Origin of the sequence: Pyxidicoccus trucidator (genome assembly GCF_010894435.1) — a bacterium.
GTDB lineage: Bacteria > Myxococcota > Myxococcia > Myxococcales > Myxococcaceae > Myxococcus > Myxococcus trucidator.
Window position 1 is genome coordinate 44,527 of record NZ_JAAIXZ010000011.1, and the last position, 24,360, is coordinate 68,886.

A 24,360-nucleotide genomic window follows, 5' to 3' on the forward strand; every position below is an offset into this window, starting at 1 on the left:
ACCTCCATCGCGCTGCTCGCACGGCTATGCTCCGGGAAATGCTGACCCTCGTCGCCATCGCGGACACCCATGGCTATCACCAGGATCTCACCATCCCTGAGGGAGACATTCTCATCCATGCGGGAGACCTCACGCGGCAGGGGACTCTTGAGGAACTCGCCGAGGTGAACCAATTCCTCGCCGGACTTCCACACCGGCACAAGGTGGTGGTGGCGGGCAATCATGACTGGTGCTTCCAGAAGAGCCCGGCCCAGGCGCGCACCGTCCTGACGGCCGCCACCTATCTGGAGGACGAGTCCACCATCATCGAGGGCCTGAAGTTCCATGGCAGTCCCTGGCAGCCCTGGTTCATGGACTGGGCCTTCAATCTCCCCCGAGGCCCGGAGCTGGCGCGGCGATGGGCTCAGATTCCTGATGACACGGATATCCTCATCACCCACGGCCCACCCCTGGGATTCGGGGACCACCTGGGCGGAGGAGAGCGCTGCGGCTGCGAGGAGCTTCTCAAGCGCGTTCGGCAGGTGCGGCCAAAGCTGCATCTGTTCGGCCACATCCACCAGGACGGCGGCGTCTGGACGGAAGGAGCGACGACTTTCGCCAACGTCACCTCGGATGAGTGCATGCTCCCTCCACGGGTGCTCACACTCCCGCAGGTTGTCCGGAGCGCGTAGGCGTTTTCGTTCGGGAACCCATGACTGCCCCTGTGCCCTGTCCCGCCTGCCAGCACCCCAGCGTCTCGAATCGCTGCGAGGAGTGTGGCGCGGCCCTCAATCCCGGGGGTTTTCGGGTCGAGCGGCTCATCCACCAGAGCGCCCGGGGGCGCCTGTACCTGGCCCGAGCCGAGGACGGAGCCCAGTTCGCGGTCAAGGAGCTGGTCTTCGCCTCGGTGCCGTCGGTGGAGGAGCTCGAGGCGTTCGAGCGGGAGGCGAGGACGCTGCAGCAGCTGGCCCACCCGCGCATCCCGCGCCTCGTGCGCTTCTTCGAGGAAGGCCGCGGCGCCCACCTGCGCTTCTACCTGGTGCAGACGTTCATCGCCGGCCCGTCCCTGCTCGACAGGCTCTCCTCCCAGCGCTACTCCGAAGCGGACGCGCTCGAGGTCGCGCGAGAGGTGCTGGAGATCCTTCGCTACCTTCACGGCCTCTCGCCCCGGGTGCTCCACCGCGACATCAAGCCGGCCAACCTCATCCAGCGCGAGGACGGGCTCTTCCTGGTGGACTTCGACTGCGCCCGGGAGCTGCGCAAGGGCGTCACCCACCAGTCCACCCTGGTGGGCACCTTCGGGTACTCGCCCCCCGAGCAGCTCGGAGGGACGGTGGACGCCTCCAGCGACCTCTACGCGCTGGGGGCGACGCTGGTGCACCTGCTCAGCAGGAAGCTACCCTCGGAGCTGCTGGGGCCGGGGATGCGGCTGCATTTCGAAGGCGCGGTCAACGTCTCGCCGAGGACCCAGGCGCTCCTGGCGCGGCTCCTGGACGTGGACCCGAGCAAGCGTTTCCGCTCGGCGGAGGAGGCGCTGGTCGCGCTCCAGGCACCCGCGCCCCCCAAGGCCAGGGGGGTGTCGGGGAGGCACCCGGCGCGAAGGACGTTCCCCTGGCGCGTGGCGCTCGGGGTGGCGGTGGCGTGCCTCGCCCTGGCGGTGGTGTCGCACAACGCCTCGCGGGACAGCGCCTCCGCACCGACCGCGGCATCCCGGGCGGCTTCACCGCCTGCGTCCTCCGCCCAGGTGACGTTCGACCACCCCTTCGTGGTCAATGGCCTGGAGATCACGCCCCTCTTCATCGAGCAGCGCGAGAAGCGCGGCCCGGAGCCGTCCGACCCCACGACTCACGTGCAGCTGCGCTTCGAGGTGCGCGCGAACTCGCCGCATACCGCCCGGGTGGCGTGGTGGGGCCTGGGGACCCGGTGGCTGCAGTACGCCACACTGCTCTCAAGCAGCCAGGAGTGCATCCGCTGCGAGACGGTGAAGCCCGCGCAGGCGTTCTTCACGTTCCCGGATGGGCGACAGGAGGAGGCTCACCGGCTGAACGAGGAGGTGGCGAGCTACTTCATGGTGGACGAGGACGAGATGACGCCGGGATTGATGATGACGGTGGACGTCGGGTTCGACGCCGAGCCTGGAAGACTCCCGCTGGCGGTGCGCTTCTTCGACGGCCACGTGGTGGTACTGCCCTGGGGAACGTGAACGGACGCCCCCTGAGTGCTCGCTCACGGCGTCCCAGCGTCTCGCGGGTAGAGGTCCTGGGGCAGCGCGTAGCGTGAGGATTGGAAGTCCGGGTCGGTGAGCGCCTTGCGCAGCTTCTCGCGCGCCAGTGGCGTGCCTCGCCTGTCGAGGCTGCGCAGCCGCTCTCCCATGAGGCCCGTGGCCCCCTGGAGGGCGTAGACGCTCGGGGCGTTGTAGAGGGGCAGCTCGGCGAGCGGGTGTGGCCCCTCTGACGGCGCGGGGGGGCGGTGGTCAATGCATGGACTCGAGCATGGGAGTGCCGCCTGAATATGCACCGACCGCCTCGGGCTGTATCGCTGGCCCCGGCAGCCCAGCTCCGACGGGCACGGCGACTGAACGACCCGGCTGCCACGGGGACCGATGGGAACCCCGGTTTCATTCCGGCCCGAATCCTCCGAGAATGGGCCAACTGGAGACTCTCATGAAGGCCAAGACGGTCGGGCTGTGGATTCTGACGGTGCTGGTGGCGGTGGCGTTCCTGGGAGCGGGAGGCTCGAAGCTGGCGGGCATGCCGCCGATGCCGGAGAACTTCGCGCGCTGGGGCTTCCCGCTGTGGTTCATGTACCTCACGGGCGTCATGGAGGTGGCGGCGGCGCTGTTGCTGCTCGTGCCGCGCACGGCGACGCTGGGAGGAGCGCTGGTGGTCGGCACCATGCTGGGCGCCGTCCTGACGCACCTCAAGGCGGGCGAGGGCTCGCAGGCGGTGGCGCCGCTCGTCCTGCTGGTGCTCGGGGCAGTGGTGGCGCTGGCGCGCCGGCAGGAGGTGCTGGCCCCGTTCAACCGATTCGTCACACGGTGACCTGGCGCCCGTCCTCCTCGCGCACCGGAAGCGCGGCTCGCCCAGGTGCTCGATGACGCGCTGTTGAGCCTCAACGCACGCCACCCTCCACAGGGCCCCCATGCGCCCTGTACGCTCCAGGCGGTTGGCCCTTCAATTGCTTTGCTATGAGACAGTCCCCGCCTCGCCACTGGAATCCGAGCACTCATGCGTCCCCGCCCCTTCATCCATGTCCTCCCGGCCGCTCCCACCCCGCCTGTCCGCTCCGAGGAGGTGGCCCTGTGAGCCGCGCCGCGGGGTGGGTGTTGCTGGCGGTGGCGCTGATCCTGTCCCGCCCGGCCGAGGCCGCGCAGGCGCAGAAGGCCCGGGTGGCGGTGCTGCGCCCCGAGGGCCGCCAGGCTGAGGCGCTGCGCAAGGTGCTGGTGCAGGAGCTGGGCAAGAAGGGGCGTGGGCGCGAGGTGCTGCCCGCGCGGACGGTGGATGCTCAGGTGCGGCGCATCCGGGGCGGGCCGAAGACGAATGACCAGCGGCAGGCGCTGGCCGAGAAGCTCGACGCGGAGGCGCTGCTCACCGCCTCGGTGAAGGGGACGAAACGCTGGGACGTGGAGGTCCGCGTCTACTCCGGCAAGGACGGCACCCTCCTGGCGGAGGAGCGCTGGAACATCCGCCCCAACCGCGCCTTTCCCGAGGTGCGACGTGAGCTGGAGAGCAAGCTGGGCGCGGCCCTGCGGGAGGCCCGGGAGCAGAGCACCCCTCCTCCGCCCGCCGCTGTCACCCCTCCGGCCCCCTTGCCCGAGCCGGAGCCCACCCCCCCGGCCCCCATCGCGGAGGCGCCGCGTCCGGCGGTGGTGAAGCCGCCGGCGCCCACCGTGAAGAAGGAGGAAGCACCGGTCAAGCCCGAGGTGCAGGCGGCCAGCCCGCGTCCCGTGGACAAGCGGCGCCTGGAGGTGCTGCTGTCCGGGCAGGGCCTCTTCCGACGCTTCCAGTTCTCGGATGTCCGCGCCGGCTCGCGGCCCGACTACAGCCTCGACCATGCCGCGGCGGCGAGCCTCTCGGTGAGCTACTTCCCGCTCGCCCACTTCACGGATGGGATGGTGGGCAACCTGGGGCTGGTGGGGCGAGGCTCACGCGCCTTCGGGCTGGCCTCGCTGACCCCGGATGGGACGGAGTACGCCACCACCACGCAGCTGCTGGAGGGAGGCCTGCGCTTCCGCCTGCCGCTGCGGTGGCTGGAGCTGAACGTGGGGGCGCTGTACGGCACCCACTCCTTCGCGGTGGAGCTCCCGCAGAACGGCCTGGCCCTGCCGGACGTGGACTACCGCTTCGCGCACGTGGAGCTGGGCCTGTACAAGGCGCTCACGGAGCGGTGGGCGATCGCAGCGCGGGTGGGCTACCAGCACGTGCTGAGCAGCGGCGAGCTGTCCTCGGACAGCTTCTTCCCGGAGCTGAGCGGCTCCGCGCTGGATGGCGAGCTGGCGGTGGAGTTCGCCCTGACGCGCGTGCTGGGCCTGCGGATGGGTGGGGAGATGCGGCGCTACTCCTTCTCCACCAACGTCGAGGAGGCGGACCCGGCCTTCGTCGGCGGCGCCCGGGACACGTACTTCAGCGGTCAGCTCGGCGTGTACCTGCGGCTCTAGCCAGAGCTCCACTGAGGGGGACTGTCCCCAACGCCTGTGGCTCCTCCCCCACACCTCCGGGTGGCCCAGACGAAAAGTCGAGCCTGATGAAACTCGACTGCACTCGTGACACGAGTTTTTCAGTATCCGTGTCTCCGGGCCATTTGACCGATGCCCGTGCGAGACGCGGATACATTGACAGGAACGCGCAATCCATCCGATTGGTATGACTCCCAATCATGGAGGCGCTCGTGCCGAGGACGTGGACACAACGGTTGTCACGAGAGCCAGCGGGGCGGAGACGGTGGTGGCGCCCGCTGCTGCTCGGGCTGGCCCTGGGTGGGGTTGCTGGCTGCGAGGGAGTGATTGGTGACGCGGAGCGGCCCGGCGACCCCGGCCCCACCGTCGTCGAGCAGCCAGCCCGGTCCGTGCGCATGGCGCGCCTGACGCACGCGCAGTGGTCCAGCACCGTGCAGGAGTTGCTCCGGCTGGACGCACCGCCCACGGCCCTGGCGGACGGCTTCCGCGCGGACCCCGCCCAGAGCGGGTTCCTCTTCGACAACGACGCGCGCGCCCTCTCCGTCGATGAGGCCCTCTGGGGCGCCTACCAGCGCGCGGCCGCGGAGCTGGCCGGCCAGGTGACGACGGACGCGGCGAAGCTCGCGCGCATCCTGCCGCCGCCGGCCTCCACCGCCGAGGAGCGTGCCCGCGCCTTCGTGGAGTCCTTCGGCCTGCGCGCGCACCGGCGCCCGCTGACGTCCGAGGAGGTGGAGAGCTACCTCGCGCTGTACCGCAAGGGGCCCCAGGCCTACGCGGCCACGCCGGCCTTCGAGGGCGGCATCCGGCTGGTGCTGGAGGCCTTCCTCCAGTCGCCCCACTTCCTCTACCGCGTGGAGCGCAGCACGCAGGCCCGGCAGGACCGCGTGCCGCTCGACGACTACGAGGTGGCCTCGCGGCTGAGCTACGGCCTCTGGGGCGCCATGCCGGACGACGCCCTGTTCACCGCCGCGCGCGAGGGCGCCCTGCACTCGCGCGAGGAGGTGACGACGCAGGCGCGGCGCATGCTCCAGGACGCGCGCGCGAAGAAGGTGGTGGAGGCCTTCCACCGCACCCTCTTCGACGTGCCCCGCTACGCCACCATCCGGCCCTCGCCCACGCGCTTCCCGGAGGTGTCCGAGCGCTTCGCCGAGTACGCCACCCGGGAGAACACGCTGTTCGTCCAGGACGTCGTCTTCTCCCGCCAGGGCCGCTACAGCGACCTGCTCACCTCGCCGGCCACCTTCGTCAACGCCGAGCTGGCGAGCGTCTACGGGCTGAGTGGGACGTTCACCGCCGACTTCGTCCCCGTGACGCTGGACTCTCGCGAGCGCAAGGGCGTGCTCACCCAGGTGGGCTTCCTGGCCTCGCACGCGACGTCGGCGGACCCGGACCCCATCCACCGCGGCGTCTTCCTGTCCGAGCGCATCCTCTGCCGGAAGATTGGCGCGCCGCCGGCCAACATCCCGCCGCTCCCCGCGCCCGAGGGCCGGACGAACCGCGAGGTCGTCACCTCGCACACCGAGGCCCCCGGGACGGTGTGCGCCTCGTGCCACGCGAACCTCATCAACCCGCTCGGCTTCCCCTTCGAGAACTTCGACGCCATCGGCCGCTACCGCACCACGGACAACGGCCACCCGGTGGACGCCAGCGCGTCCCCCCGCCTCGCGGGCGAGACGGTGCAGGTGCGCGACGCGCTCGACCTGGCGGACGCGCTCGCGGCCAGTGAGCCGGTGCATGCGTGCTACGCGCGGCACTGGGTGGAGTACCTCCACGGGCGTCCGTTCGCCGATGAGGACGGGCCGCTGGTGGAGCGGCTCGGGAAGCTGTCGAAGGAAGACGGGCTGTCCATCGTCGACCTCGTCGTGGAGGTCGTCACCAGCGAGGGCTTCGTGAACCGCCACCCGGAGGAGCTGCCATGAAGCTGAGTCGCCGGTGGGTGTTGAAGGGCATGGGCGGGGCCGCGCTGAGCCTGCCGCTGCTCGAGGGCCTGATGCCAAGGACGGCCCGCGCGGCGGAAACGGGAGCGCTGCCGTACGCCATCTTCTTCCGGCAGGGCAATGGCGTGGCCGCGGCCCAGACGACGTCGGAGCTCGGCAGCGAGCCGGAGCGCTTCTGGCCGAGCGCCCTGGGCGCGCTCACCGCGGCGAGCATGGCCGGGCGGGCCGTGGGCGTGCTCACGGACCACCGCGCCAACCTGCTGCTGGTGCGCAACATCAACATGAGGGACTACAACTACGGGGACGGCCACGCCCGGGGCGCCCTGCAGGGGATGACCGCGCGAGGCCCCGTGGTGGAGGGCGCGGGCGGCGGCTCCGAGGCGGCGGGCGAGTCGCTGGACCACCGCATCGGCCGCGTGCTCAACCCGCAGCAACGGGACTCGCTCTTCTTCTACGCGGGCCGGCGCGGCGGCTGGCTCGGAGGCCCCTGCATCTCCTACCGGAGCAGCGGGGTGCGCCGGGCCGCGCTGCATGACCCGTGGATTGCGTACCAGACGATGATTGGCGGCCCGGGCGGCCTGACGCCCGAGGCCCGCGAGCAGCTCCTCGTCCGGCAGCGGAGCGTGAATGACCTGGTGAAGGCCCAGCTCCAGCAGCTCCAGCAGCGCCCGGAGCTGAGCGCGTCCGACCACCAGCGGCTGGACCTGCACCTGTCCAACGTGCGGGATTTGGAGGTGGCCCTGAGCTGCCGCATGCGCGCGGACCAGGAGCTCATCTTCCAGCAGCAGGCCCCCGGCTATGACAGCACGGTGGGCGACGAGGTGCTCTCCACGGCGAAGCTGCACATGGACATCGCCGTGCTGGCGGTGGCGTGCGGCACCACCCGCTCGGCCGTCATCCAGGTGGGCAACGGCAACGACGGCGACACGCGCTACCGAGACCCGGCGACGGGGCAGTTGATGGAGAACTTCCACTACGTGTCCCACCGCCGCACGTCGCACGACGCCAGCGGCGGCATCATCAGCGGCGCGGACCTGCTGCACCACCAGGTGGACCTACAGTTCGCGAGCGCCTTCAAGTACCTCCTGGACCGGCTGGCGGCCTACCAGATGCCGGACGGCAAGCGGCTCCTCGAGCACGGCGTGTCCGTCTGGTACAACGACCTGGGCAACGGGCCGGCCCACTCGGCGTGGAACATTCCCTACGTCCTGGCCGGAAGCTGCAATGGCTTCCTCAAGCAGGGCGTCTACGTCCAGGCCTCGGGCGGCGGCAACCCCAACCACAACCGGCTGCTGAACACGATTGGCAGCGCCGTGGGGCTGCGGAACGCAGCCGGAGGGAATCTGGACGACTTCGGCGACCCGGCGCTGACCAAGGGCGTGCTCTCCGAGCTCATCGCCTGAGCGGACCCTCGCGGCCTGCTCCGGTGCTCAGCGCTGGAGCAGACCGCTGACCGGGCATACGGCTCCGGGCCGTGACACGTCGGAGTGTTCGACTCCCAACAATGGCCGTGGTAGGAAGCCCGACTACCTGCTTCAGGAGGGGGGGTGGGCATGAACCGACCGACGGCGTCATCCGCGCACCCAGCATCCTTGTTCGCTACGCCCGTCCTGGCCCAGGTCCTGGAGCGCCGCACCACTGGCTGGGTGCTGGGGGTCGTGGCCGCCGTCCAACTGGGCCTGATTCGCTTCGAGCTACCCGGCTGGCCGTGCCCCCTCCAAAGCGCGGTGGGACTCCCCTGCCCCGGCTGTGGCCTGTCCCGGGCGATGACCGCCCTGCTTCACGGTGAATGGCGGACCGCGCTGTCCTGGCACCTCTTCGCCCCGGTCATCCTGGCGGCGCTGCTGCTCATCATCGGGATGGCGTTTCTTCCGGAAGCGGCCCGGCGACGGAGCATCGACGCGGTGGCCCGCCTCGAGCGGCGCACCCGGGTGACGGCCCTCCTGCTGGTGGCCCTGATGGCCTACTGGCTCGTCCGACTCCTCGTCTTTCGCGGCACCTTCATCACCTCGACTCCCAGCTGAACTCACGACAGCACTGAAGGAGAAACGCACATGGGTAGCATCCTCGGACTGCTTGGAATCCTCGCCAGCATTGCCAACCTGGCCTGCTTCATCATGGTCCTGATCAAGCTCTTCCAGGCCAAGGGCCCGCTGCACGGCATCCTGGGCATCCTCTGTGGCCTCTACACCTTCATCTGGGGCTGGATGAACGTGGAGCAGAACCGGAACAAGACCATCATGCTCGCGTGGACGGCCTGTATCGTCGCCGGCATCGTGTTCAACGTCCTCGGCGGCATGATGTCCTCCGGGTCGTAGTCGGAGCGGGTCAACACCTCTCGCACATGGGCGGGCCTCTCGGGCCCGCCCATCCGAGCCCACGCGCGGCGACTGCCGTCGAAGTGGGCGGCTACGGCTGCGGCACGCCCAGCGCGTAGGCCTTGTGGATGGCCTGGGCACAGGCGCGTGACTTCTCGCCCTCCCCTTCCCCGCCGAGCTGGCGACTGCGGGCCAGGAGCATGTACCGGTTCCTGGCGGCGTTCACCCAGGGATAGAAGCCGAACGCCCCCGCCGAGGAGTGGCCCGTCACGGTCCACACGCCATTGACAGTCTCGCCCTCTATCCAGTGCCCGAGCCCGTAGTGCGCCTGGCCCGCCGTCCACGGCGTGTAGGAGACGTTGGGGCCACCCTGCCAGGCCGGAACGGAATCCACGGTCAGCTTGGAGGACAGCTCGTACTGGTTGTTGAGCAGCTTCATCAGGAAGACGCGGTAATGCGCCGCGCTGCCCGAGAAGCCCCCGCCCGGAGCGACGTCGCTGTCGGACTCCGGCAGGGTGGTGCCCAGCCGGGCGTTGAGCCAGTCCATGACGCTCGCCACACCCGTGCCCTTTCTCGCGCCGATATCGTCCAGGGCCAGCTTCTGCATGTGGCCTCCGTTGTAGAAATACCGGCCGTTCTGGAGCGGGCGGTAGGAGACGTTCTTGTAGGCGGGGCCGTAGCAATCCGAGACGGTCGTCCCGGCGTCGCCACACAAGGTGGTGTTCTCGTCGACGTAGCCGCTGGTGAAGTTGAGCCGCTTCTTCTCGTCCGCGGTGAGGTTCGCGTACCCCCTCGACTGCACGTAGGCGCCCGCGTACAGCCACTTGCTCGCGGACGCGATGGGCATCACCGTCGTGGCCGACACTCCGCTGCCTCGCGGGAATCCGTAGAGCGGTCCCGCTCCATTGCCAATCTCCCAGTAGAAGTTCCCGAGCGGCGTGCAGCTCGCTGAGTTGTTGGCCGTGTCCAGCGCGGCTTGTTCGTACACCGTGAGGGCCGCCTGGGACGTGCCCGGGGGCGCATCCTCGACGGGTTCGAAGGCGTCCTCGGCGGTTCCGCAGCCGATGAGGCCCAGGGCCAGCAGCCCGCACGCCGAGATGAGAGTCGTTCTTCCGTGTCGCTTCATGGGGTGATGCCTCCGGGGAATGACCCTGTGAACCCGGGAGGCGTCCGGAAGTTGCGCGAAATCTGGCGAGCTCTCCCAATGAGCGCTCAAAGAACAAGCCCAGCAACCGGGTAGGCTTGCTGGGCTCCTGAACCTTGAATGTCAGCCTGTCACTCCGGTGTCGGCACGGACGGCCGCCAGGGGCCGTCCGCGCCGTCCGGAGGACTACCGGACGATGCTCACCGAGGTGTCATCGATGAAGAAGCTCGTCTTCAGCGACGCGTCCTCCGTGCCGTTGAAGTAGACGCGGATGGTCTGCCCCTTGTACGCGGCCAGGTCGAACGTCCGCTGCACGTAGGCCGTGCCCTTGTTCAGGTTGCTGTAGGTGGCCAGCGTCGCCAGCACCGTGCCCGCGCTGTTGCGGATCTGGATGGCCAGCTTGTCGTAGGCCGTCGTCGTCGTGGTCTCCGACGTGGTGATGAGCGCCCAGAAGCTGAGCGTGGCGCTGCAGGCCGTGGCGGGGATGGTGATGTCCTGGTAGGCGAACTCGGTGCGCGTGGTGCCGTAGCCGTTCAGCCAGGCCTTGTAGGTACCCGTGCGCGGCGCGTTGCCAGACGTGGTGCCGTCGATGACGCCCGACGAGGTGGTCCAGCCCGTGCTGCCGCTCTCGAAGCCCGCGTTGGCCAGGAGCTGCTCGGTGATGGAGCAGGAGCCCGTGCCGTTGTTCACCGTCACGGACACCGTGGCCGACGTGCCCACGTTGTTCGCCGCGTCATACGCCTTCGTGGTCAGCGCGTAGGTGCCGTTGGCCACCGTCGTCGTATTCCACGAGAGGCTGTACGGCGAGGTCGTCGCCGTGCCCAGCAGCGAGGTGCCCGCGTAGAACTCCACGCGCGAGACGCCCACGTTGTCGGAGGCGCTGGCGCTCAGGCTCGCGGAGCCGCTCAGCGTGGCGCCGCCCGCGGGCGAGGTGATGGACGTCGTGGGCGGGGTGGTGTCACTGCCGCCACCGGTGATGAAGAGCGTGTACAGCAGCCTGTTGGGCGAGCCGGTCCCCGGGCTGGTGACCTTGTTCGGCGTGGAGTTGTTCACCAGCGCGTCGCGCACCTGCGCGGGCGTCGCGGTGGGGTTGGCGCTCAGGTAGAGCGCCGCGGCGCCGGCCACGTGCGGCGAGGCCATGGACGTGCCGCTCATCGAGGTGCTCGACGAGTTGCCGGAGTTGGAGGCCGAGGTGATGCTCGAGCCCGGCGCGAAGATGTCCACGCACGTCCCGTAGTTGGAGAACGACGAGCGGGCATCGCTGCTGGTGGTGGAGCCCACGGTGATGGCGTTGGGCGCGCGGGCCGGCGAGTAGTTGCAGGCGTTGGCGCTGTCGTTGCCGGCGGCGACCACCGTCGTGACGCCCGCGGCAATCAACCGCTCCGTCGCATCATCGATGGCCTGAATGCCGACATCGCCCAGGCTCATGTTGGCGACCGCGGGCTTGACGTGGTTGGCCGCCACCCAGTCGATGCCGCCGATGACCTGTGCGTCGTTTCCATAGCCCGTGCAGTCGAGCACCCGCACGCCGTGGAGGGTGGCCTTCTTCGCCACGCCCCAGGTCGTGCCGCCCACCGTGCCCGCCACGTGCGTGCCATGGCCATGGCAGTCCGAGGGGTCGCTGTCGTTGTCGATGAAGTCGTAGCCGTTGCCGGTGCGACCGGTGAACTCGGTGTGGGTCAGCCGGATACCGGTGTCGATGACGTACGCATGCACGCCGGTGCCGTCGACGTTGTAGGTGTAGGAGCTGTTGCGCGGCAGGTCACGCTGGTCGATGCGGTCGATGCCCCAGGTCGCGCCGGTCTGCGTCGCCGACACGTGGATCAGGCCGTTCTCCTGCACATACGCCACGCGCGGGTCGGACAGGAGGCGAAGCGCCTCGGCCTCGCTCATGTTCGCCAGGAAGCCGTGGATGGTGTGCTCATAGGTCCGCAGCACCTTGCCCCCGTTGAGGGACACCAGTTCCTGGGCGATGTTCCTCGCCCCCTGCTGCCGGACCTCCTGCGTGGAGTCGCGCAGGACGACGATGTACTCGTTGGGGACGGCCCGGGCACGGCGGATCATCTGCGCCGATTGACCGAGTTGCTCGCTGTCGGCTTCCTGGCCCTCTGGCATCGGGCCGCATGCCGCGGCCAGCAGGGAGATGGCACTCACCGCCTGGATCAATTTCAGTTTCATTCGGCCTCTCGGGGAACGTGCGGGCACCGGCTCGGCAGCCCTCGCACAGGCCGTGTAATTAGCTTTAATTGATAAACCGGTCAACGCAGCTTTCAGGGACAGGACTGTGCACGCCGCCGGCCTGTTCTCGCGTCAACTCACCCGCCCAGGTCCTTCACGAGCACCCATGCGTCCTCCGCCGGGACGTGGGTTTCGTGCGAGGGCGCGGGCCCGCCGGGCTGGAGGTCGAGGGGATGAAGCTCCCAGACAGTCATCGTGAAGCCGGGCAGCCGCACGCGCCGCGTGGGCCCGTGGAGGGGCAGCTCGACTTCGTCAGCCCCCTCGGCCATGCGGGCCGCGGCCTCGGCGGCGGCCTGGGCGAGGTCGTCCGGGATGAGGTGCCTCCGGCCCTTGCGCGCCTGGGCGAGCAGGAGCGCTGCTTCCGTCACCTCGCCGCCGCTCAGCGCGCGCAGCACACGGTCCGCCCACCGCACACGCCACAGGTCGGACCAGGCCTCCTGCGACAGCCAACCCGGCACGCCCGGGGACGCGTCTTCGCGCACCGCGTCCCGCCAGTTGACCCAGGACTTGAACGGGGCGGCGCCTCCCTCGCGATGGACCCAGAGCGTGTCCGAGTGCCTCGTGAATCCGGCCAGCCAGTACGCCTGCCCATGGCTTTCGAGGAAGTGGCGCGTCTGCGCATCCAGGGACGTCAGCCTCGCGAGCTGGTCGAGATTCAGGGCCTCGAGCTCGCGCGTGTCGGGCATGAATTCGGCGTTCTGCTCCGCCATCTCCCAGAGGTACACCTCGAGCTCGGCGCGCTCTTCCTCGGGGAGCCGGAGGTCGGCCTGCTTTCGCAGCTCCGGCGGAATCGTGCGCGCATCGACCAGGGCCACGTCGCTCTTCCACTCCGCCAGCGGATGCGCCTCGGGAAAGCCCGCGTCGGGGCCGAGGAGCACGTGCCCCCTCTTTCCGAATGAGAGGCCGCTGGGGGCGCGCACGCCGATGACTCCCGGCACCGCGAGGCGGTTTTCAGCGAGACGAAAGGGACGGATGGCGGGCTCCTCTCCAAGAGGCTCCCGCCATTCTACCTACATGAGCGTCCGCGCGCCGACCGTGCCGGCGACGGAATCAGCGCAGCTCTTCCGGTAGAGCAGGCTGCGCCCTCAGCAAGGCATGAGGCAGGAGCGCTGGTGCGCGTCGAGCCGCTTGCCCCACCGCTCGACGAAGGCCCTCTGCAACGTGCGTCCGGAAGCGAAGCAGAAATAGGCCTCGCGGCTGAGATAGGAGAAGGTCATCGAGTAGCGGTCCACCGTGGTCGGCGGGGAGGCCCGGTGCAGGCAGCGCGCGGTGTCGCAGAACACCGCCGTGAGCCGGGGGCCGACGAAGGTCCGCCGCTCCGCGGCCGGCACCACCTTCTCCAGCGCCTCGGGTGTGCAGGTGCTCCCCCAGGCGTAGCGCAGGCGCTTCTTCGCCTCGTCGCTCTGGCGGGCGTCGATGGCCGCGAAGGGCCCCGACCCGGCGTCCACGTCGCTCAGGTAGACGATGAGCTTCAGCATCCGCTCGTCTTCCGGGTCCGCGTGCCACAGCCGCGTCCCCTCGCTCAGCCCGTTGGCGAACTCGCGCTTGATGTTGACGCCGAGGTAGTCCACCGGCAGCCCCAGGTAGCGCTCCGCGAGGTCCAGGAGCGGCCGCGACAGGCCGAAGAGGAACGGCTCGGCCTGCGCCAGGAGCTCCTCGTCGGAGGTGAGCGCGAAGGGCCGCCCCGAGGCGGAAGGGAGCTGGCGCAGCTTCTCCACGTGCACCTCCGCGGCGCGCAGCGTCTCGTCGGTGGGGAGGCCCAGCGCCTCCAGCGGGAGCTGGGCGAGCCCGGTCTCGCTCAGCTGCTGGTAGACGGCCCGCAGTGGCCCGTCCAGCCACGGCAGCTTCTCCACGTGGTTGGCCCGTGCCAGGCGGTGCCCCAGTTGGAGGAACTCCTCGATGTAGGAGACCCGGCGCAGCCTGCGCTCCACTGCCTGCCGCACGCGAGTACGCAGGTCGTTGTGAAATTCATAGGGCATGGCGGCGGCAACTTCGGCAGGAGGCCGACCGTGGGCAAGTGTGGGCAGTTCCCGAGTCTGTGCTCGTGAACAATTCCTGGCGCCGCGGAAGGAGGGCCCGCGAGGTCCGTGCTCGCAATCGCGAAAGGCCCGGATCAGTATAGAGCCCAGCTTTGTTCGTTGAGCGGATACCCGCGTGGCCGGCGCGGGAAGCACCGATAACCAAGGAGCGTGAAGTGAGCCGGCCAGAGTGGAGCGCGCGGGTGCTGGGCATGTCCCAACTGCTGGGGCCCCAGGGGCAGCAGGTGAGGTTGGAGCGACGGGCCGCGGCACTGCTGGCCTATCTGGCGCTGGAAGGCCCCTCGCCCAAGTTCCCCCTCGCGTGTCTGCTGTGGCCAGACTCGCCTCCCACCACCGTCCGCAACAACATGCGCCAGCTCTTGCGCCGCCTGCGGCTTGCATCGGGTGGCGTGGAGCTGGTGGAGGCCGACTCCGAGCGTCTCGCGTTGTCGCCCCTGCTGGGGATGGACCTCGCGAGCCTGAAGTCCGCCGCCACGACGCACGCCCTCGAAGCCCTGCGGCCCGGGGGTGGAGGGCCGCTGCTGGCCGGGTTCGATTTCGATGACTGTGAGGAGCTGGCGCGCTGGCTGGATGGTGCCCGCGCCTCCGTGGAGGGCTGGGTTCGCAAGGCGCGCGAAGCGGAAATCCAGCGCCACCTGGCCGACAGCGACTGGTCGCCCGCGCTCGCCCTGGCGCAGGAATGGGTGCAGCAGGAGCCCGAGTCCGAGCAGGCCGGCCGTCACCTCATCCGCCTGCACTACCTCCAGGGAGACCGTGTCGCGGCGCTCGCGGCCTTCGAGCGGCTGCGGGCCACGCTCTCCCATGACCTGGGCGTCGCCCCGATGCCAGACACCCTGGCGCTGGTCCGGCTCATCGAAAAGGGCACCCAGGTGGCGCAGCCGGCTCCCGTCTCCCGCCCCGCGCTTCCCCTGACGGTCCTGCGTCCTCCGGTACTGGCGGGACGCGAGTCGGCCTGGCGGGAGCTGCTGGAGGGCTTCGAGGCGGGTCAGGTCATCTTCATCTCGGGCGAGCCGGGCTCGGGCAAGTCGCGGCTCGCCGAGGAGTTCGCGGCGGCCCAGGGCCGGTGGGTGCGCAACGAGGCCCGGCCTGGAGACCCGGACGTCCCCTACGCCTCGCAGGCGCGTGCGTTCCGGGCCCAGCTGGCCCGGCGGCCCGACATGAAGCTGCCGGACCGCCTGCGGGCGGAGCTGTCGCGCTTCATTCCCGAGCTTGGCGACTCGCGGCCGGTGCCGCCCCTGGCGTCCGAGGCCGACGAGCTGCGCTTCTTCGAGGCACACGCGGAAGGGCTGGCCCTGGTGCTCGAGGGGGAGCGCGTGGTCGTCGCGGATGATGTGCAGTACTGGGACAGGGCCAGCGCCCGGCTGTCGATGTACGCCTGGACCCGGATGCTGGCCGCCGGGGCCCAGGCGGTCCGCCTGCCGTGCTTCATCGACTGCTATCGCCGGGGCGAGCTTCCCGCCTACGCCGAGGCCAACATCCGCAAGCTCGTGGACGTGGGGAGGGGGCGCGTCATCGACCTGGGGCCGCTCTCCGTCGACAGCGTGCGCCAGTTGCTGGCGGGGCTGGAGCTGCCCGGCGCCGAGGCCCACACGGAGGCGCTGACCCGGTACACGGGAGGCAACCCCCTCTACATCGTCGAGACGCTCAAGCACCTCATCGAGACGGACTCGCTCCACAAGGACTGGCCGCCGCGACTGCCGCCGCCGGGACGGGTGGGCCCGCTCATCCAGCGCCGCCTGGATCGCCTCTCGCCGCTGGCCCTGCAGGTTGCGCAGCTCGCCGCGAGGGCGGGCGCCCACTTTCGCGCTGCGCTCGTGCCCGAGGCGCTGGAGGCGAGCGCAACCTCCATTCACGCGGCGCTCTCCGAGCTGGAGGCCATGCAGCTGCTGGTGGGGGAGCGCTTCAGCCACGACCTGGTGCTGGAGGCGGTGCAGGCCTCCATCGGCAAGGCCACGGGTCGCCTGCTGCATGGCCAGCTCGCTGCCGTATTCGAGCGTGACGGCGCGCCGGCCAACCTCCTGGCCCACCACTGGCTGGAGGCGGGACAGGAAGTCCGCGCCCTGCCCTACCTGCATGCGGCCGCCCGCGCGGACGAAGAACTGCTGCTCCTGGAGGAGGCCGCGCAGCACCATGCGCGCGCGGTGGCCGTCCTGGAGGCGGCGGGTCGGCATGAGGAGGCCACCAGCGCCCGCGTCGCCGAGGTCCGGGTGCGTGCGAGGCAGAAGGCTCCCGCGGCGGATGAAGCGCCGTCGACCCGGCCCGGGTGATGCCGGCCCGGGCCAGGGCCCGGAAGCGTCATGACGTCAGGCGAGGCCGAGGCGCAGCGCGGCGAGCTACTCCGAGTAGTCGTACCGATAAACGAGGCGCCAGTTGCGGTTGTAGCTGTGGCGCCTGGAGAACCAGCCGCTGTGGCAGCTGCCGCTGTTGCTGGCCGTGTAGCCGTAGACGAAGCCATTGTGGACGCGGGCCTCGAGGGTGGGTGAGCCGGGGTTCTCGCAGGGCTGGGTGACGCGGACGGCCTGGTAGGCGGCCTCGGCAAGCACTTCTTCCTGGCCCTCGAAGTCGTAGATGGAGTGGACGCGGTTGGCGGTGAAGGTGCCAAGCTGGCTGGCCTGCTGGGCGTCGCTCTGCGTGAGGAAGGACTGCAGGTTGGCGAGGGTGGCGGCCTCGGAGGTAATCGAGCCGATGAGGCGATGAACGGCGCCGTCATTGTCGGAGAGCGCGGCGCGGATGGCGGTGATGCCGGCCGAGCCCTGGTAGACGGAGCTGTCGCCCCAGGTGAAGCTGAAGGCGGTGCCCGCGGGGTAGGCGTTGAGCGCGCAGGAGCCGCCGGCGCCGGCGGCCTCGACGAGGATGACCTTGCGGAGGCGGTGCTCCGGGTTCAGGAGGGCGAGACACTCGTTGCCAGCGACGCCGTCGTAGTTGGCGGCCGGGAGCACGGCCTCGACGATGTTGTAGACGCGGAACGTGGGATCCGTGGCCTGCTGCTCGGTGGCCTCGAGCGTGTCGGTGGGCTGGAGGGTGTCGGTGTCCGTCTCGGCACCGAGGCAGCCGGCAGCGACGGAGGAGGCGAGGAGGAGAGAAGAAAGCCGGAGAGAGATGTGCATGGCGGCGGAACCTACCACGCGAGATTCTTTGGTTCTCAAACTTCTGGAATACTCATCGTCCAGCGGCGAGATGGCTCCGCGGGCGTGTCGATCCGGCCCGGCCTCATTCGTCGCGATTCCAGCAGCGAGGCATGACGCCAAGCTCGAACCCAGGAGAAGACGCGATGCGATTCATGGTCATGCACAAGATGACGGAAGAGATGGAGCAGGGCCTCCCGCCGTCTCCAGCCATCATCGAGGGCATCGGCAAGCTGGTTGAAGAGGGTGCGAAGGAGAAGGTCTTCGTCTCGGGCGAAGGGCTCAAGCCTTCGTCGCAGCGGGTGCACATCGCCTACAAGAACGGCAAACGCACGCTCACCAACGGCCCCTTCACCGACGCCAGGGAGCTCGTGGCCGGCTTCGCGCTCATGCGCGCACGCTCGAAGGAGGAGGCGATCTCCTGGTGCGACAAGTTCGCGGCCGTGCTCGGCGACGTGGAGCTCTTCATGGGTCCGGTCAACGAGGCGTGGGACCTTGGCCTGATGCCGAAGCCGGAGAACGCGCCACTCCGCTTCTTGTTGATGCACAAGCTGGACGAACGCTCGGAGACTGAAGCGCCGCCAGCTCCGCCGCTGATGGCGAAGCTGGGCGCGCTCATCGACGAGATGACGAAGGCGGGCGTCCTCCAGGCAACCGGCGGGCTCGCGAGCACGAAGAAGGGCGCGCGTATCCGCTACGAAGGCGGCAAGCGCACCGTGCTCGACGGGCCATTCACGGAGTCGAAGGAGCTCATCGCCGGCTACGCGATCCTCGACGTGCCGTCGAAGGCAGCCGCAATCGAGTGGGCGCTGCGTTTTGGCGAGATCGTGACGGTGAACGAGATCGAGGTCCGGCAGCTGTCGGAGGGGTGAGCAGGCCACGACGCCAGTCACCCGGCAGCCCACCCACGCAGGGGCCCCCTCCCCGCCCCCTCCATCCAACCCTGTCGACCATTCTTAGAATCAACGGAGGGCCCCTGACCGCGGCGGCTCAAAGGGGGAGCAGCAATGATGACAGCGGAGGCCAGGACCGAAGAGCGCGGCCTCTCCGACTGGACCCGACAGTTCGAGGTCATCGTCTGGGCCGCCGACGCGGTGACGCTTCAGCTCCTGCACGTGAGTCCGAATGCCGCCAGGATTCTCGGCTATCCACTGGAGCAGTGGTGGACCGAGGCGGACTTCCTCGCCAGGCACGTCCACCCCGAGGACCGTGACGACGCGCTGGCGCTCTTCCTGGGCGCTACACACCGCCGGACCGAGCGCAGCGGCGTGCTGCGGTTCCTGGATGCGAACGGGCAGGCGCTCCCCTTCCTCACCAAGGTGCTCACGCTCGACCACGGCGAGGGCCAGGCGCCCGAGCTGCGGTGTTTGATGGTGCGCCTCGAGCGGAACACCCACGCCAGCCAGGCCTGGGAGCAGTCGCACTCCCTCCTACGCGCCACGCTGGAGTCGACGAACGATGGGCTCCTCGTCGTGGACACGCGAGGGCGCATCGTGGACTTCAACAAGCAGTTCCTGGAGCTGTGGGACATTCCGGAGGACGTCATCGCCACGCGCGATGACAAGCGGGCCCTCGCGTCCGTGCTTGCCCGGCTCGTCGACCCCGCGGCGTTCCTCGCGAAGGTCGAGGCGCTCTATGCGACTCCCGAGGCCACGAGCTTCGATGTCCTCGAGTTCAAGGACGGCAGGACGCTTGAACGGTATTCGCAGCCTCAGCGGATGGGGGACCGGGTGGTTGGACGGGTCTGGAGCTTCCGCGACGTAACGGCCCGGAAGCGCACCGAGCGGGAGCGGGATGCGCTCCTCCGCCAGGAGCACGAAGCCCGGGAGCGCGCGGAGGCGCTGGCCAGGCAGCTCGCGGCCGGTGAGTCGCGCTTCCGCAGCATCTTCGAGTCCCACCTCATCGGGCTCGTGCTCAGCGACACCCACGGCCACATCCTCCATGCCAACGACGCCTTCCTGCGCATCGTGGGCTACAGCCGCGAGGACCTGGAGGCGGGCCGCATCAACTTCATGGAAATCACTCCGCCGGAGTTCCACGCAGTCACGCGGCGGGCGTTGGAGGAAATCGAAGCCCGCGGCGTGGCGAGCACCTTCGAGAAGGAATACGTGCGCAAGGACGGCCGTCGCGTGCCCGTCATGCTGGGCAGCGTCCGCCTGCCCGCCTCGAATCACAATGCCACCTTCGTGCTGGACCTGACCGAGCGCAAGGAGGCCGAAGCGGAGCGCGAGCGCTTCTTCCGCCTGGCGCCGGACATGTTCTGCATCGCCGACATGGACGGCTTCTACAAGCGGGTGAACCCGGCCTTCACGCGCATCCTGGGCTGGAGCGAGGAGGAGCTTCGCGCACGGCCCCTTCTGGACTTCATCCACCCGGAGGACCGCGGCAGGGGGGAAGAGACACTGTCCGCCCTCAAGCAGGGAAGCCCGGACCCCGGACTCACCGTCCGCGTCGAGTGCAAGGATGGCGGGTGGAGGTGGCTCAACTGGACCTCCGTGCCCGTGCCGGAGACGGGCCTCATCTACGCCTCCGCGCGCGACGTCACCCAGCAGCGGAAGGCCGAGGAGCAGCGCGTGCTGGCGGAGCAGCGGCTGCGGACCGTCATCAACAGCGGGCCGATCGTCCTCGCCGTGCTCGACGCCGAGGGCCGCTGCGTCCTGTCCGAGGGCAAGGGGCTCCGGAGCATGGGCCTCGTTCCGGGCCAGATGGTGGGACAGTCCGCCCTCGAGATGTACGCGAACGAACCCGCCGTGCTGGAGTGCCTCCACCGGGGACTCCGGGGAGAGACCTTCTCCACCATCGTCAAGACCGCCGGTCTCACCTTCGAGGTGTTCTACCAGCCCGTCCTGGACGAGGCCGGCCGCGTCACCACCCTCAGCATCGCGTCGTTGGATGTGACGGAGCGCGTCCGGGTGGAGGCCGAACGGGAGGAGCTCATCCGCCAGTTGATGCACGAGCGGAGCATCCTCCAGGCCGTACTGCAGCAACTGCCCCACTCCGTCTACATCGCGGAGGCGCCCAGCGGAAAACTCTTCCTCGCCAACGCGCAGGCGGAGGCCCAGATTCGCGGCCCCGCCCAGCCCGCCAGCAACGTGGAGGGGTACCGCGCCTATCCGGGCTTCCATGCGGATGGGCGGCCGTACGAGCCCCACGAGTGGCCCCTGGCACGTGCCATCACCTCCGGAGTGCCGGTCATGGCGGAGGCCATCCACGTCATCCGGGGCGACGGCAGCCGGGGCATCATCGAGTACAGCGCGACGCCCGTGCGCGACGCGCGGGGCCACATCACCCACGGCGTGGTGGTGGGCGTGGACGTCACCGCGCGCAAGGAGGCGGAGCAGGAGCGGGAGCGACTCCTCGAGGAGCTGAAGCTGGCGGTCAGCGCCCGCGACGAGTTCCTGGGCATTGCCAGCCATGAGCTCAAGACGCCGCTGACGCCCCTGGCCCTCAAGCTCGAGGCGCTCATGCGCGAGGCGCGAGCCGAGCCGGAGTCCCCCCTGGCCCGGCGGCTCGCGCCCCACGTGGAAGTCATGCGGCGGCAGGTGAAGCGGCTCGCCGACCTGGTGAACGACCTCCTGGATGTGTCGAGCATCGGGGCGGGACGGCTGACCCTCACGCTCAAACCCCAGCAGTGCGACCTCGCGGCGCTGGTGCGAGACGTCGCCGGGCGCTTCGACACCGAGGTGAAGCGCGCGGGCTGCGAGGTGCGCCTCCACGCTCCCGCGCCGGTGCAGGGCGACTGGGACAGCTCGCGGCTGGAGCAGGTGGTGACGAACCTGCTGGCGAACGCAGTCAAGTACGGTCCCGGCCACCCGGTGACGCTGAGTGTGGAGGTGGTGGAGGGGCGCGCGAGGCTGACGGTCCGCGACCTGGGCATCGGCATCGCGCCGGAGAACCTCCAGCGCATCTGGGGCAAGTTCGAGCGCGCGGTGTCCGAGCGTCATTACGGGGGACTGGGACTGGGGCTCTACATCTCACGGCAGATTGTCGAGGCCCTGGGCGGCACGGTGAAGGCCGAGAGCACGCTCGGCCAGGGCTCCACGTTCGTCGTCGAGCTTCCACTGCAGGGCGCCGCTGCCCGCAGCGCCTGATTCGAAGCGAACACCCCACAGCCTCGCTGTAGTAGGTTGGCGCGAATGTTCCGTACTCCAATCCTGGTGTTCATCGGGTTCTTCCTCTTCGCCTCCGCCGCTGCAGCTGCCGCGTCTCCAGACGCTGGCACCGCGAGGTCCGTCGAGGAGGCATCAAAGCGAGTGCAGAGTGCTCGCACTGCCCTCGCGACGGCCGTTCAGCGGATCGAGAAGGAGCCGCCGAGCAACGCCGACCTCGACGCCGCCCTCGCCGCGGTGGAAGCGCTGAAAGATGCGCTCAATGCGGGAGCGAACTTCGAGACGGAGGATCTCGAGTACGCGAAGACCGTCCTGGCTGCACGGAAGGAGCTCCGGACGCAGCGCCAGTACGTCGAAGAGCGCCGGGCCAAGGTGCACATCCACGAGTTCCGCCGGCGCATCGACGGCGCGCTCGCGACCGTGAACGAGCGCATGGCGAAGCTCGCGGAGAGAGAGCCTGGCCCCAAGGCGATGGACGAGGCCCGGGCCGCGGTGGAGGCGCTCAAGAAGCTGGCGGAGGAGGGCCGGCCACTGACGAACCAGGACCCGAAGTTCGCCGCGTACCTCACCGAGGTCGATGCGACCGTCGCCCGTCACGAGAAGACGATTGACGAACGGTGGCTGCAGCAGTCGGCACAGAAGCAGCGAGGGCTCCTGGACGAGAGCCGCAAGGCCCTGTCCACCGCGCTCGCCGAGCTGGGCAAGGCCTGGTCGGACGAGAAGTTCGGAGCCGCCGACAAGGCGACGGTGGCGCTGCAGAAGCAGCTCGAGGAGGGCAAGCCGCTCGAGGAGCGCGACAGGGCGTATCGCGCGGAGGCGGAGAAGGCACGAGCCGAGATCACCCAGGCCAGGCGCCGGATGGAGGAGCTGGTGGCGCAGGCGGGAGTCTCTCGGGTCAAGACGGAGCTGGGGCCTGCCCATGAGGAGCTCGTCGCGGCCGCCAAGGCGCTCCGCGCGAGGCGCCCGACGCCCGAGCAGTTCGCCGAGGCCAAGACCGCGGCGTTCGTCGTCCGGAAGCTGGTGGAGAAGTACGAGCCGCAGGCAGCGCGGAGCCAGCCGATCGGCCAGTACCTCGCCGAGGTGAAGAACACGCTCGTGGAGGTGGAGGTGGCGCTCCAGGTCCGCAGCCTCGATGCGGCTCGCGCCGACGTCACGCAGGCCTTGCGCAATATCGAGAAGCGGGCTGCGACCGCCGAGCAGTTCGAGGAGGCGAAGACGGCGCTGGTCGTCCTGGAGAAGACGCTCGAGACGGTTCACGCGAAGAACCCGGCGATCAGCGGAGCCGCCGCCGAGGCGCGTCAGCTGCTCAAGGACGGGCGGGCGACGATGGAGCGGCGCCGGTACGAGGTCGACCTGCAGCAGCAGCGCGTGAAGGTCGACGAGGCGCGGAAGAACGCGGCGGCCCTGGTCTCCCAGCTCCAGAAGGAGAAGCCCTCGGAGGCACAGCTCCAGGAAGCAGAGAACGCGATCAAGCAGATCGGCGCGGTGTTGGAGGCTGGCGCCCACTTCGTCAAGAAGGACCGCGACTACGCCATATACGCCAAGGAGACGAAGGAGCGCATGGCGGAGCTGAGCGAGCGCGTCACCCGGCGGAAGATCGTGCTGGCCGCGGCGGATGCCCGCGCTCAGCTCACCGAGCGGCTGGCCACGACGAAGGAGAAGCTCGAAACCGCGAAGCGCGTCTCAGCGACCGACGGCGACGTCGAGACGGCCTCGAAGAGCGTGGACGAGGTCATGCAGATGTTCGAGGCGCGCGCGGAGCTGGAGAGGCAGGACGCAGGCTATGCGGCGTATGCGGAGCGGGCGCGCGCCGAGTGGCTGAAGCTGGTGGAGGCGCTCGAGCTCGCGCGGCAAGCGCGGGCGCTGCGCCGGATGACCGGTGAGGCCCTGGTTGCCGCCAGCAAGGCGTCGGAGGCGGCCGCGGCCTCCGCGGACCTGCGCAAGCGGAAGGAGCTGTACGCGAGCGCGATGGAGAAGCTCAAGGCCTGCCAGGACGACGGCTCCAGGATGGTGAAGGAGAACGCCAGCCTTGCCACGATTGACGTGCTCGTTGGCGGTGTCCCCACCCGGCCCCAGGAGGTGATGGCTCAGTGCGCCCAGAAGGCTGAGGCGCTGCAGGAGCCACAGAAGAGGGCCGACGTGCAGCTTCGGTTCGTCGAAGGCCCGAGGAAGGCTTACGACTCGGCGAAGCAGCTCCTCTCCAAGGGGCGCAAGAACGAGGCGCTCGCGCAGTTCAACGACTGCATCGCGGAGGGGCGCATCCTGGAGAACCGGTATCCCGAGTTCAAGGAGCAGAAGTTCGACGTCGGCGGCGCCAGCATGAGCGTGCTCGAGCTGATCCAGGTCTGCGTGAAGGAGCGCAAACCGCTGCAGTCGGCCCCCTGACGAGCCCGAGACGTTGCGCGCAAGGCAACCCTAGGTGGTGACGACGAAGCCGTTCTCCACCTTCACGGGCCAGGACGTGAGCCTGGCTCCCACGCACGGCCCGCCGACACAGCGCCCGTCGCCCGGCTGGAACAGCGCACCGTGCCAGGAGCAGACGATGAGCTGCTTGTCGGGCGTGAGGTACTGGTCCAGCTTCTGGGCCAGCGGCAGCCCGGCATGGGGGCACCGGTCCACGTAGCCGTGGACCTCGTCGCCCGTGCGCACCAGGAAGCCGTGGAAGTACGCGTCGCCAATCTGCAGCACGAGGTTGCGAGCGCCCGGGTCCTGGAGCGCCGCCAGCGGGAGGAGCTTCACGTTCGGCGGCGTCGCCGTGAGCCGTGCCCGGGGCGGCTGTGCTCCGTCACTCACGCA

General features: G+C 69.6%; 19 protein-coding genes. 12 read left to right on the forward strand and 7 right to left on the reverse strand.

Annotated elements, in window-relative coordinates:
* Positions 1-38 precede the first annotated feature (38 nt).
* Entirely contained in the window at positions 39-671 is a 633-nt protein-coding gene (locus tag G4D85_RS28210; RefSeq protein ID WP_205525746.1) for a metallophosphatase domain-containing protein, read from the forward strand.
* 20 nt (positions 672-691) lie between these two features.
* Complete coding sequence (locus G4D85_RS28215) at positions 692-2,182, forward strand: serine/threonine protein kinase (RefSeq protein WP_164017121.1); 1,491 nt, start codon at positions 692-694, stop codon at positions 2,180-2,182.
* A gap of 23 nt (positions 2,183-2,205) precedes the next feature.
* Here the strand turns inward: G4D85_RS28215 and G4D85_RS28220 are convergent, their stop codons facing one another.
* Positions 2,206-2,352 (reverse strand): hypothetical protein, encoded by a 147-nt coding sequence (locus tag G4D85_RS28220; RefSeq protein ID WP_164017122.1) that lies wholly within the window; start codon positions 2,350-2,352, stop codon positions 2,206-2,208.
* A 290-nt stretch (positions 2,353-2,642) separates the two neighbouring features.
* Between G4D85_RS28220 and G4D85_RS28225 the strand changes: the two genes are divergently transcribed.
* The 6 genes from G4D85_RS28225 (at position 2,643) to G4D85_RS28250 (ending at position 8,909) form a co-directional block, all read left to right on the forward strand.
* Positions 2,643-3,020 carry a DoxX family protein gene (locus G4D85_RS28225; RefSeq protein ID WP_205525747.1) on the forward strand — a complete coding sequence of 126 codons (378 nt, stop codon included), beginning with the start codon at positions 2,643-2,645 and terminating at the stop codon, positions 3,018-3,020.
* 260 nt (positions 3,021-3,280) lie between these two features.
* Positions 3,281-4,636: a hypothetical protein gene (locus G4D85_RS28230; RefSeq protein ID WP_164017124.1), complete on the forward strand. Its 1,356-nt coding sequence runs from the start codon at positions 3,281-3,283 to the stop codon at positions 4,634-4,636.
* A gap of 254 nt (positions 4,637-4,890) precedes the next feature.
* Entirely contained in the window at positions 4,891-6,573 is a 1,683-nt protein-coding gene (locus G4D85_RS28235) for a DUF1592 domain-containing protein (RefSeq protein WP_240359542.1), read from the forward strand.
* Positions 6,570-7,994: a DUF1552 domain-containing protein gene (locus G4D85_RS28240; protein WP_164017125.1), complete on the forward strand. Its 1,425-nt coding sequence runs from the start codon at positions 6,570-6,572 to the stop codon at positions 7,992-7,994. Before G4D85_RS28235 ends, G4D85_RS28240 begins: the two co-directional genes overlap by 4 nt.
* 150 nt (positions 7,995-8,144) lie before the next feature.
* A complete protein-coding gene (locus G4D85_RS28245; RefSeq protein WP_205525748.1) occupies positions 8,145-8,615 on the forward strand; it encodes a DUF2752 domain-containing protein in 471 nt (156 codons plus the stop codon).
* A gap of 30 nt (positions 8,616-8,645) precedes the next feature.
* Positions 8,646-8,909 carry a hypothetical protein gene (locus tag G4D85_RS28250; RefSeq protein WP_164017126.1) on the forward strand — a complete coding sequence of 88 codons (264 nt, stop codon included), beginning with the start codon at positions 8,646-8,648 and terminating at the stop codon, positions 8,907-8,909.
* Between the two features lie 91 nt (positions 8,910-9,000).
* Here the strand turns inward: G4D85_RS28250 and G4D85_RS28255 are convergent, their stop codons facing one another.
* The 4 genes from G4D85_RS28255 to G4D85_RS28270 form a co-directional block, all read right to left on the reverse strand.
* Positions 9,001-10,035 carry a hypothetical protein gene (locus G4D85_RS28255; protein ID WP_164017127.1) on the reverse strand — a complete coding sequence of 345 codons (1,035 nt, stop codon included), beginning with the start codon at positions 10,033-10,035 and terminating at the stop codon, positions 9,001-9,003.
* Between the two features lie 204 nt (positions 10,036-10,239).
* Positions 10,240-12,231, reverse strand: coding sequence for a S8 family serine peptidase (locus G4D85_RS28260; RefSeq protein WP_164017128.1), 1,992 nt, complete (start codon positions 12,229-12,231; stop codon positions 10,240-10,242).
* Between the two features lie 137 nt (positions 12,232-12,368).
* Positions 12,369-13,169 carry a hypothetical protein gene (locus tag G4D85_RS28265; protein WP_164017129.1) on the reverse strand — a complete coding sequence of 267 codons (801 nt, stop codon included), beginning with the start codon at positions 13,167-13,169 and terminating at the stop codon, positions 12,369-12,371.
* A 207-nt stretch (positions 13,170-13,376) separates the two neighbouring features.
* Entirely contained in the window at positions 13,377-14,270 is an 894-nt protein-coding gene (locus G4D85_RS28270; protein ID WP_164017130.1) for a phytanoyl-CoA dioxygenase family protein, read from the reverse strand.
* A gap of 215 nt (positions 14,271-14,485) precedes the next feature.
* Here G4D85_RS28270 and G4D85_RS28275 point away from each other — a divergent pair, with 215 nt between their 5' ends.
* Positions 14,486-16,597 carry an ATP-binding protein gene (locus G4D85_RS28275; protein ID WP_338052914.1) on the forward strand — a complete coding sequence of 704 codons (2,112 nt, stop codon included), beginning with the start codon at positions 14,486-14,488 and terminating at the stop codon, positions 16,595-16,597.
* Between the two features lie 66 nt (positions 16,598-16,663).
* On the opposite strand, the gene G4D85_RS28280 is transcribed toward G4D85_RS28275, so the two are convergent.
* Positions 16,664-17,437, reverse strand: a complete 774-nt coding sequence (locus G4D85_RS28280) for a hypothetical protein (RefSeq protein WP_240359543.1) — start codon at positions 17,435-17,437, stop codon at positions 16,664-16,666.
* 131 nt (positions 17,438-17,568) lie between these two features.
* On the opposite strand from G4D85_RS28280, the gene G4D85_RS28285 reads away from it, so the two are divergent.
* The 3 genes from G4D85_RS28285 to G4D85_RS28295 all read left to right on the forward strand — a co-directional run bounded on the left by G4D85_RS28285 (position 17,569) and on the right by G4D85_RS28295 (position 23,949).
* Positions 17,569-18,327, forward strand: coding sequence for a YciI family protein (locus G4D85_RS28285; protein WP_164017132.1), 759 nt, complete (start codon positions 17,569-17,571; stop codon positions 18,325-18,327).
* Between the two features lie 135 nt (positions 18,328-18,462).
* Positions 18,463-21,546 carry a sensor histidine kinase gene (locus G4D85_RS28290; RefSeq protein ID WP_164017133.1) on the forward strand — a complete coding sequence of 1,028 codons (3,084 nt, stop codon included), beginning with the start codon at positions 18,463-18,465 and terminating at the stop codon, positions 21,544-21,546.
* 45 nt (positions 21,547-21,591) lie between these two features.
* Positions 21,592-23,949, forward strand: a complete 2,358-nt coding sequence (locus G4D85_RS28295; RefSeq protein ID WP_164017134.1) for a hypothetical protein — start codon at positions 21,592-21,594, stop codon at positions 23,947-23,949.
* 30 nt (positions 23,950-23,979) lie between these two features.
* Here G4D85_RS28295 and G4D85_RS28300 read toward each other — a convergent pair whose 3' ends face one another.
* Positions 23,980-24,357: a Rieske (2Fe-2S) protein gene (locus tag G4D85_RS28300; protein WP_164017135.1), complete on the reverse strand. Its 378-nt coding sequence runs from the start codon at positions 24,355-24,357 to the stop codon at positions 23,980-23,982.
* Positions 24,358-24,360: the final 3 nt, after the last annotated feature.

What these genes read in the sequence shown, in the direction of transcription:
- G4D85_RS28225 (WP_205525747.1), top strand. Translation starts at nt 2,643, where the DNA reads ATGAAGGCCAAGACGGTCGGGCTGTGGATTCTGACGGTGCTGGTGGCG.
- G4D85_RS28210 (WP_205525746.1), top strand. Translation starts at nt 39, where the DNA reads ATGCTGACCCTCGTCGCCATCGCGGACACCCATGGCTATCACCAGGAT.
- G4D85_RS28240 (WP_164017125.1), top strand. Translation starts at nt 6,570, where the DNA reads ATGAAGCTGAGTCGCCGGTGGGTGTTGAAGGGCATGGGCGGGGCCGCG.
- G4D85_RS28260 (WP_164017128.1), bottom strand. Translation starts at nt 12,231, where the DNA reads ATGAAACTGAAATTGATCCAGGCGGTGAGTGCCATCTCCCTGCTGGCC.
- G4D85_RS28290 (WP_164017133.1), top strand. Translation starts at nt 18,463, where the DNA reads ATGATGACAGCGGAGGCCAGGACCGAAGAGCGCGGCCTCTCCGACTGG.
- G4D85_RS28270 (WP_164017130.1), bottom strand. Translation starts at nt 14,270, where the DNA reads ATGCCCTATGAATTTCACAACGACCTGCGTACTCGCGTGCGGCAGGCA.
- G4D85_RS28285 (WP_164017132.1), top strand. Translation starts at nt 17,569, where the DNA reads ATGACGCCAAGCTCGAACCCAGGAGAAGACGCGATGCGATTCATGGTC.
- G4D85_RS28280 (WP_240359543.1), bottom strand. Translation starts at nt 17,437, where the DNA reads ATGCACATCTCTCTCCGGCTTTCTTCTCTCCTCCTCGCCTCCTCCGTC.
- G4D85_RS28215 (WP_164017121.1), top strand. Translation starts at nt 692, where the DNA reads ATGACTGCCCCTGTGCCCTGTCCCGCCTGCCAGCACCCCAGCGTCTCG.
- G4D85_RS28255 (WP_164017127.1), bottom strand. Translation starts at nt 10,035, where the DNA reads ATGAAGCGACACGGAAGAACGACTCTCATCTCGGCGTGCGGGCTGCTG.
- G4D85_RS28295 (WP_164017134.1), top strand. Translation starts at nt 21,592, where the DNA reads ATGTTCCGTACTCCAATCCTGGTGTTCATCGGGTTCTTCCTCTTCGCC.
- G4D85_RS28220 (WP_164017122.1), bottom strand. Translation starts at nt 2,352, where the DNA reads ATGGGAGAGCGGCTGCGCAGCCTCGACAGGCGAGGCACGCCACTGGCG.
- G4D85_RS28250 (WP_164017126.1), top strand. Translation starts at nt 8,646, where the DNA reads ATGGGTAGCATCCTCGGACTGCTTGGAATCCTCGCCAGCATTGCCAAC.
- G4D85_RS28245 (WP_205525748.1), top strand. Translation starts at nt 8,145, where the DNA reads ATGAACCGACCGACGGCGTCATCCGCGCACCCAGCATCCTTGTTCGCT.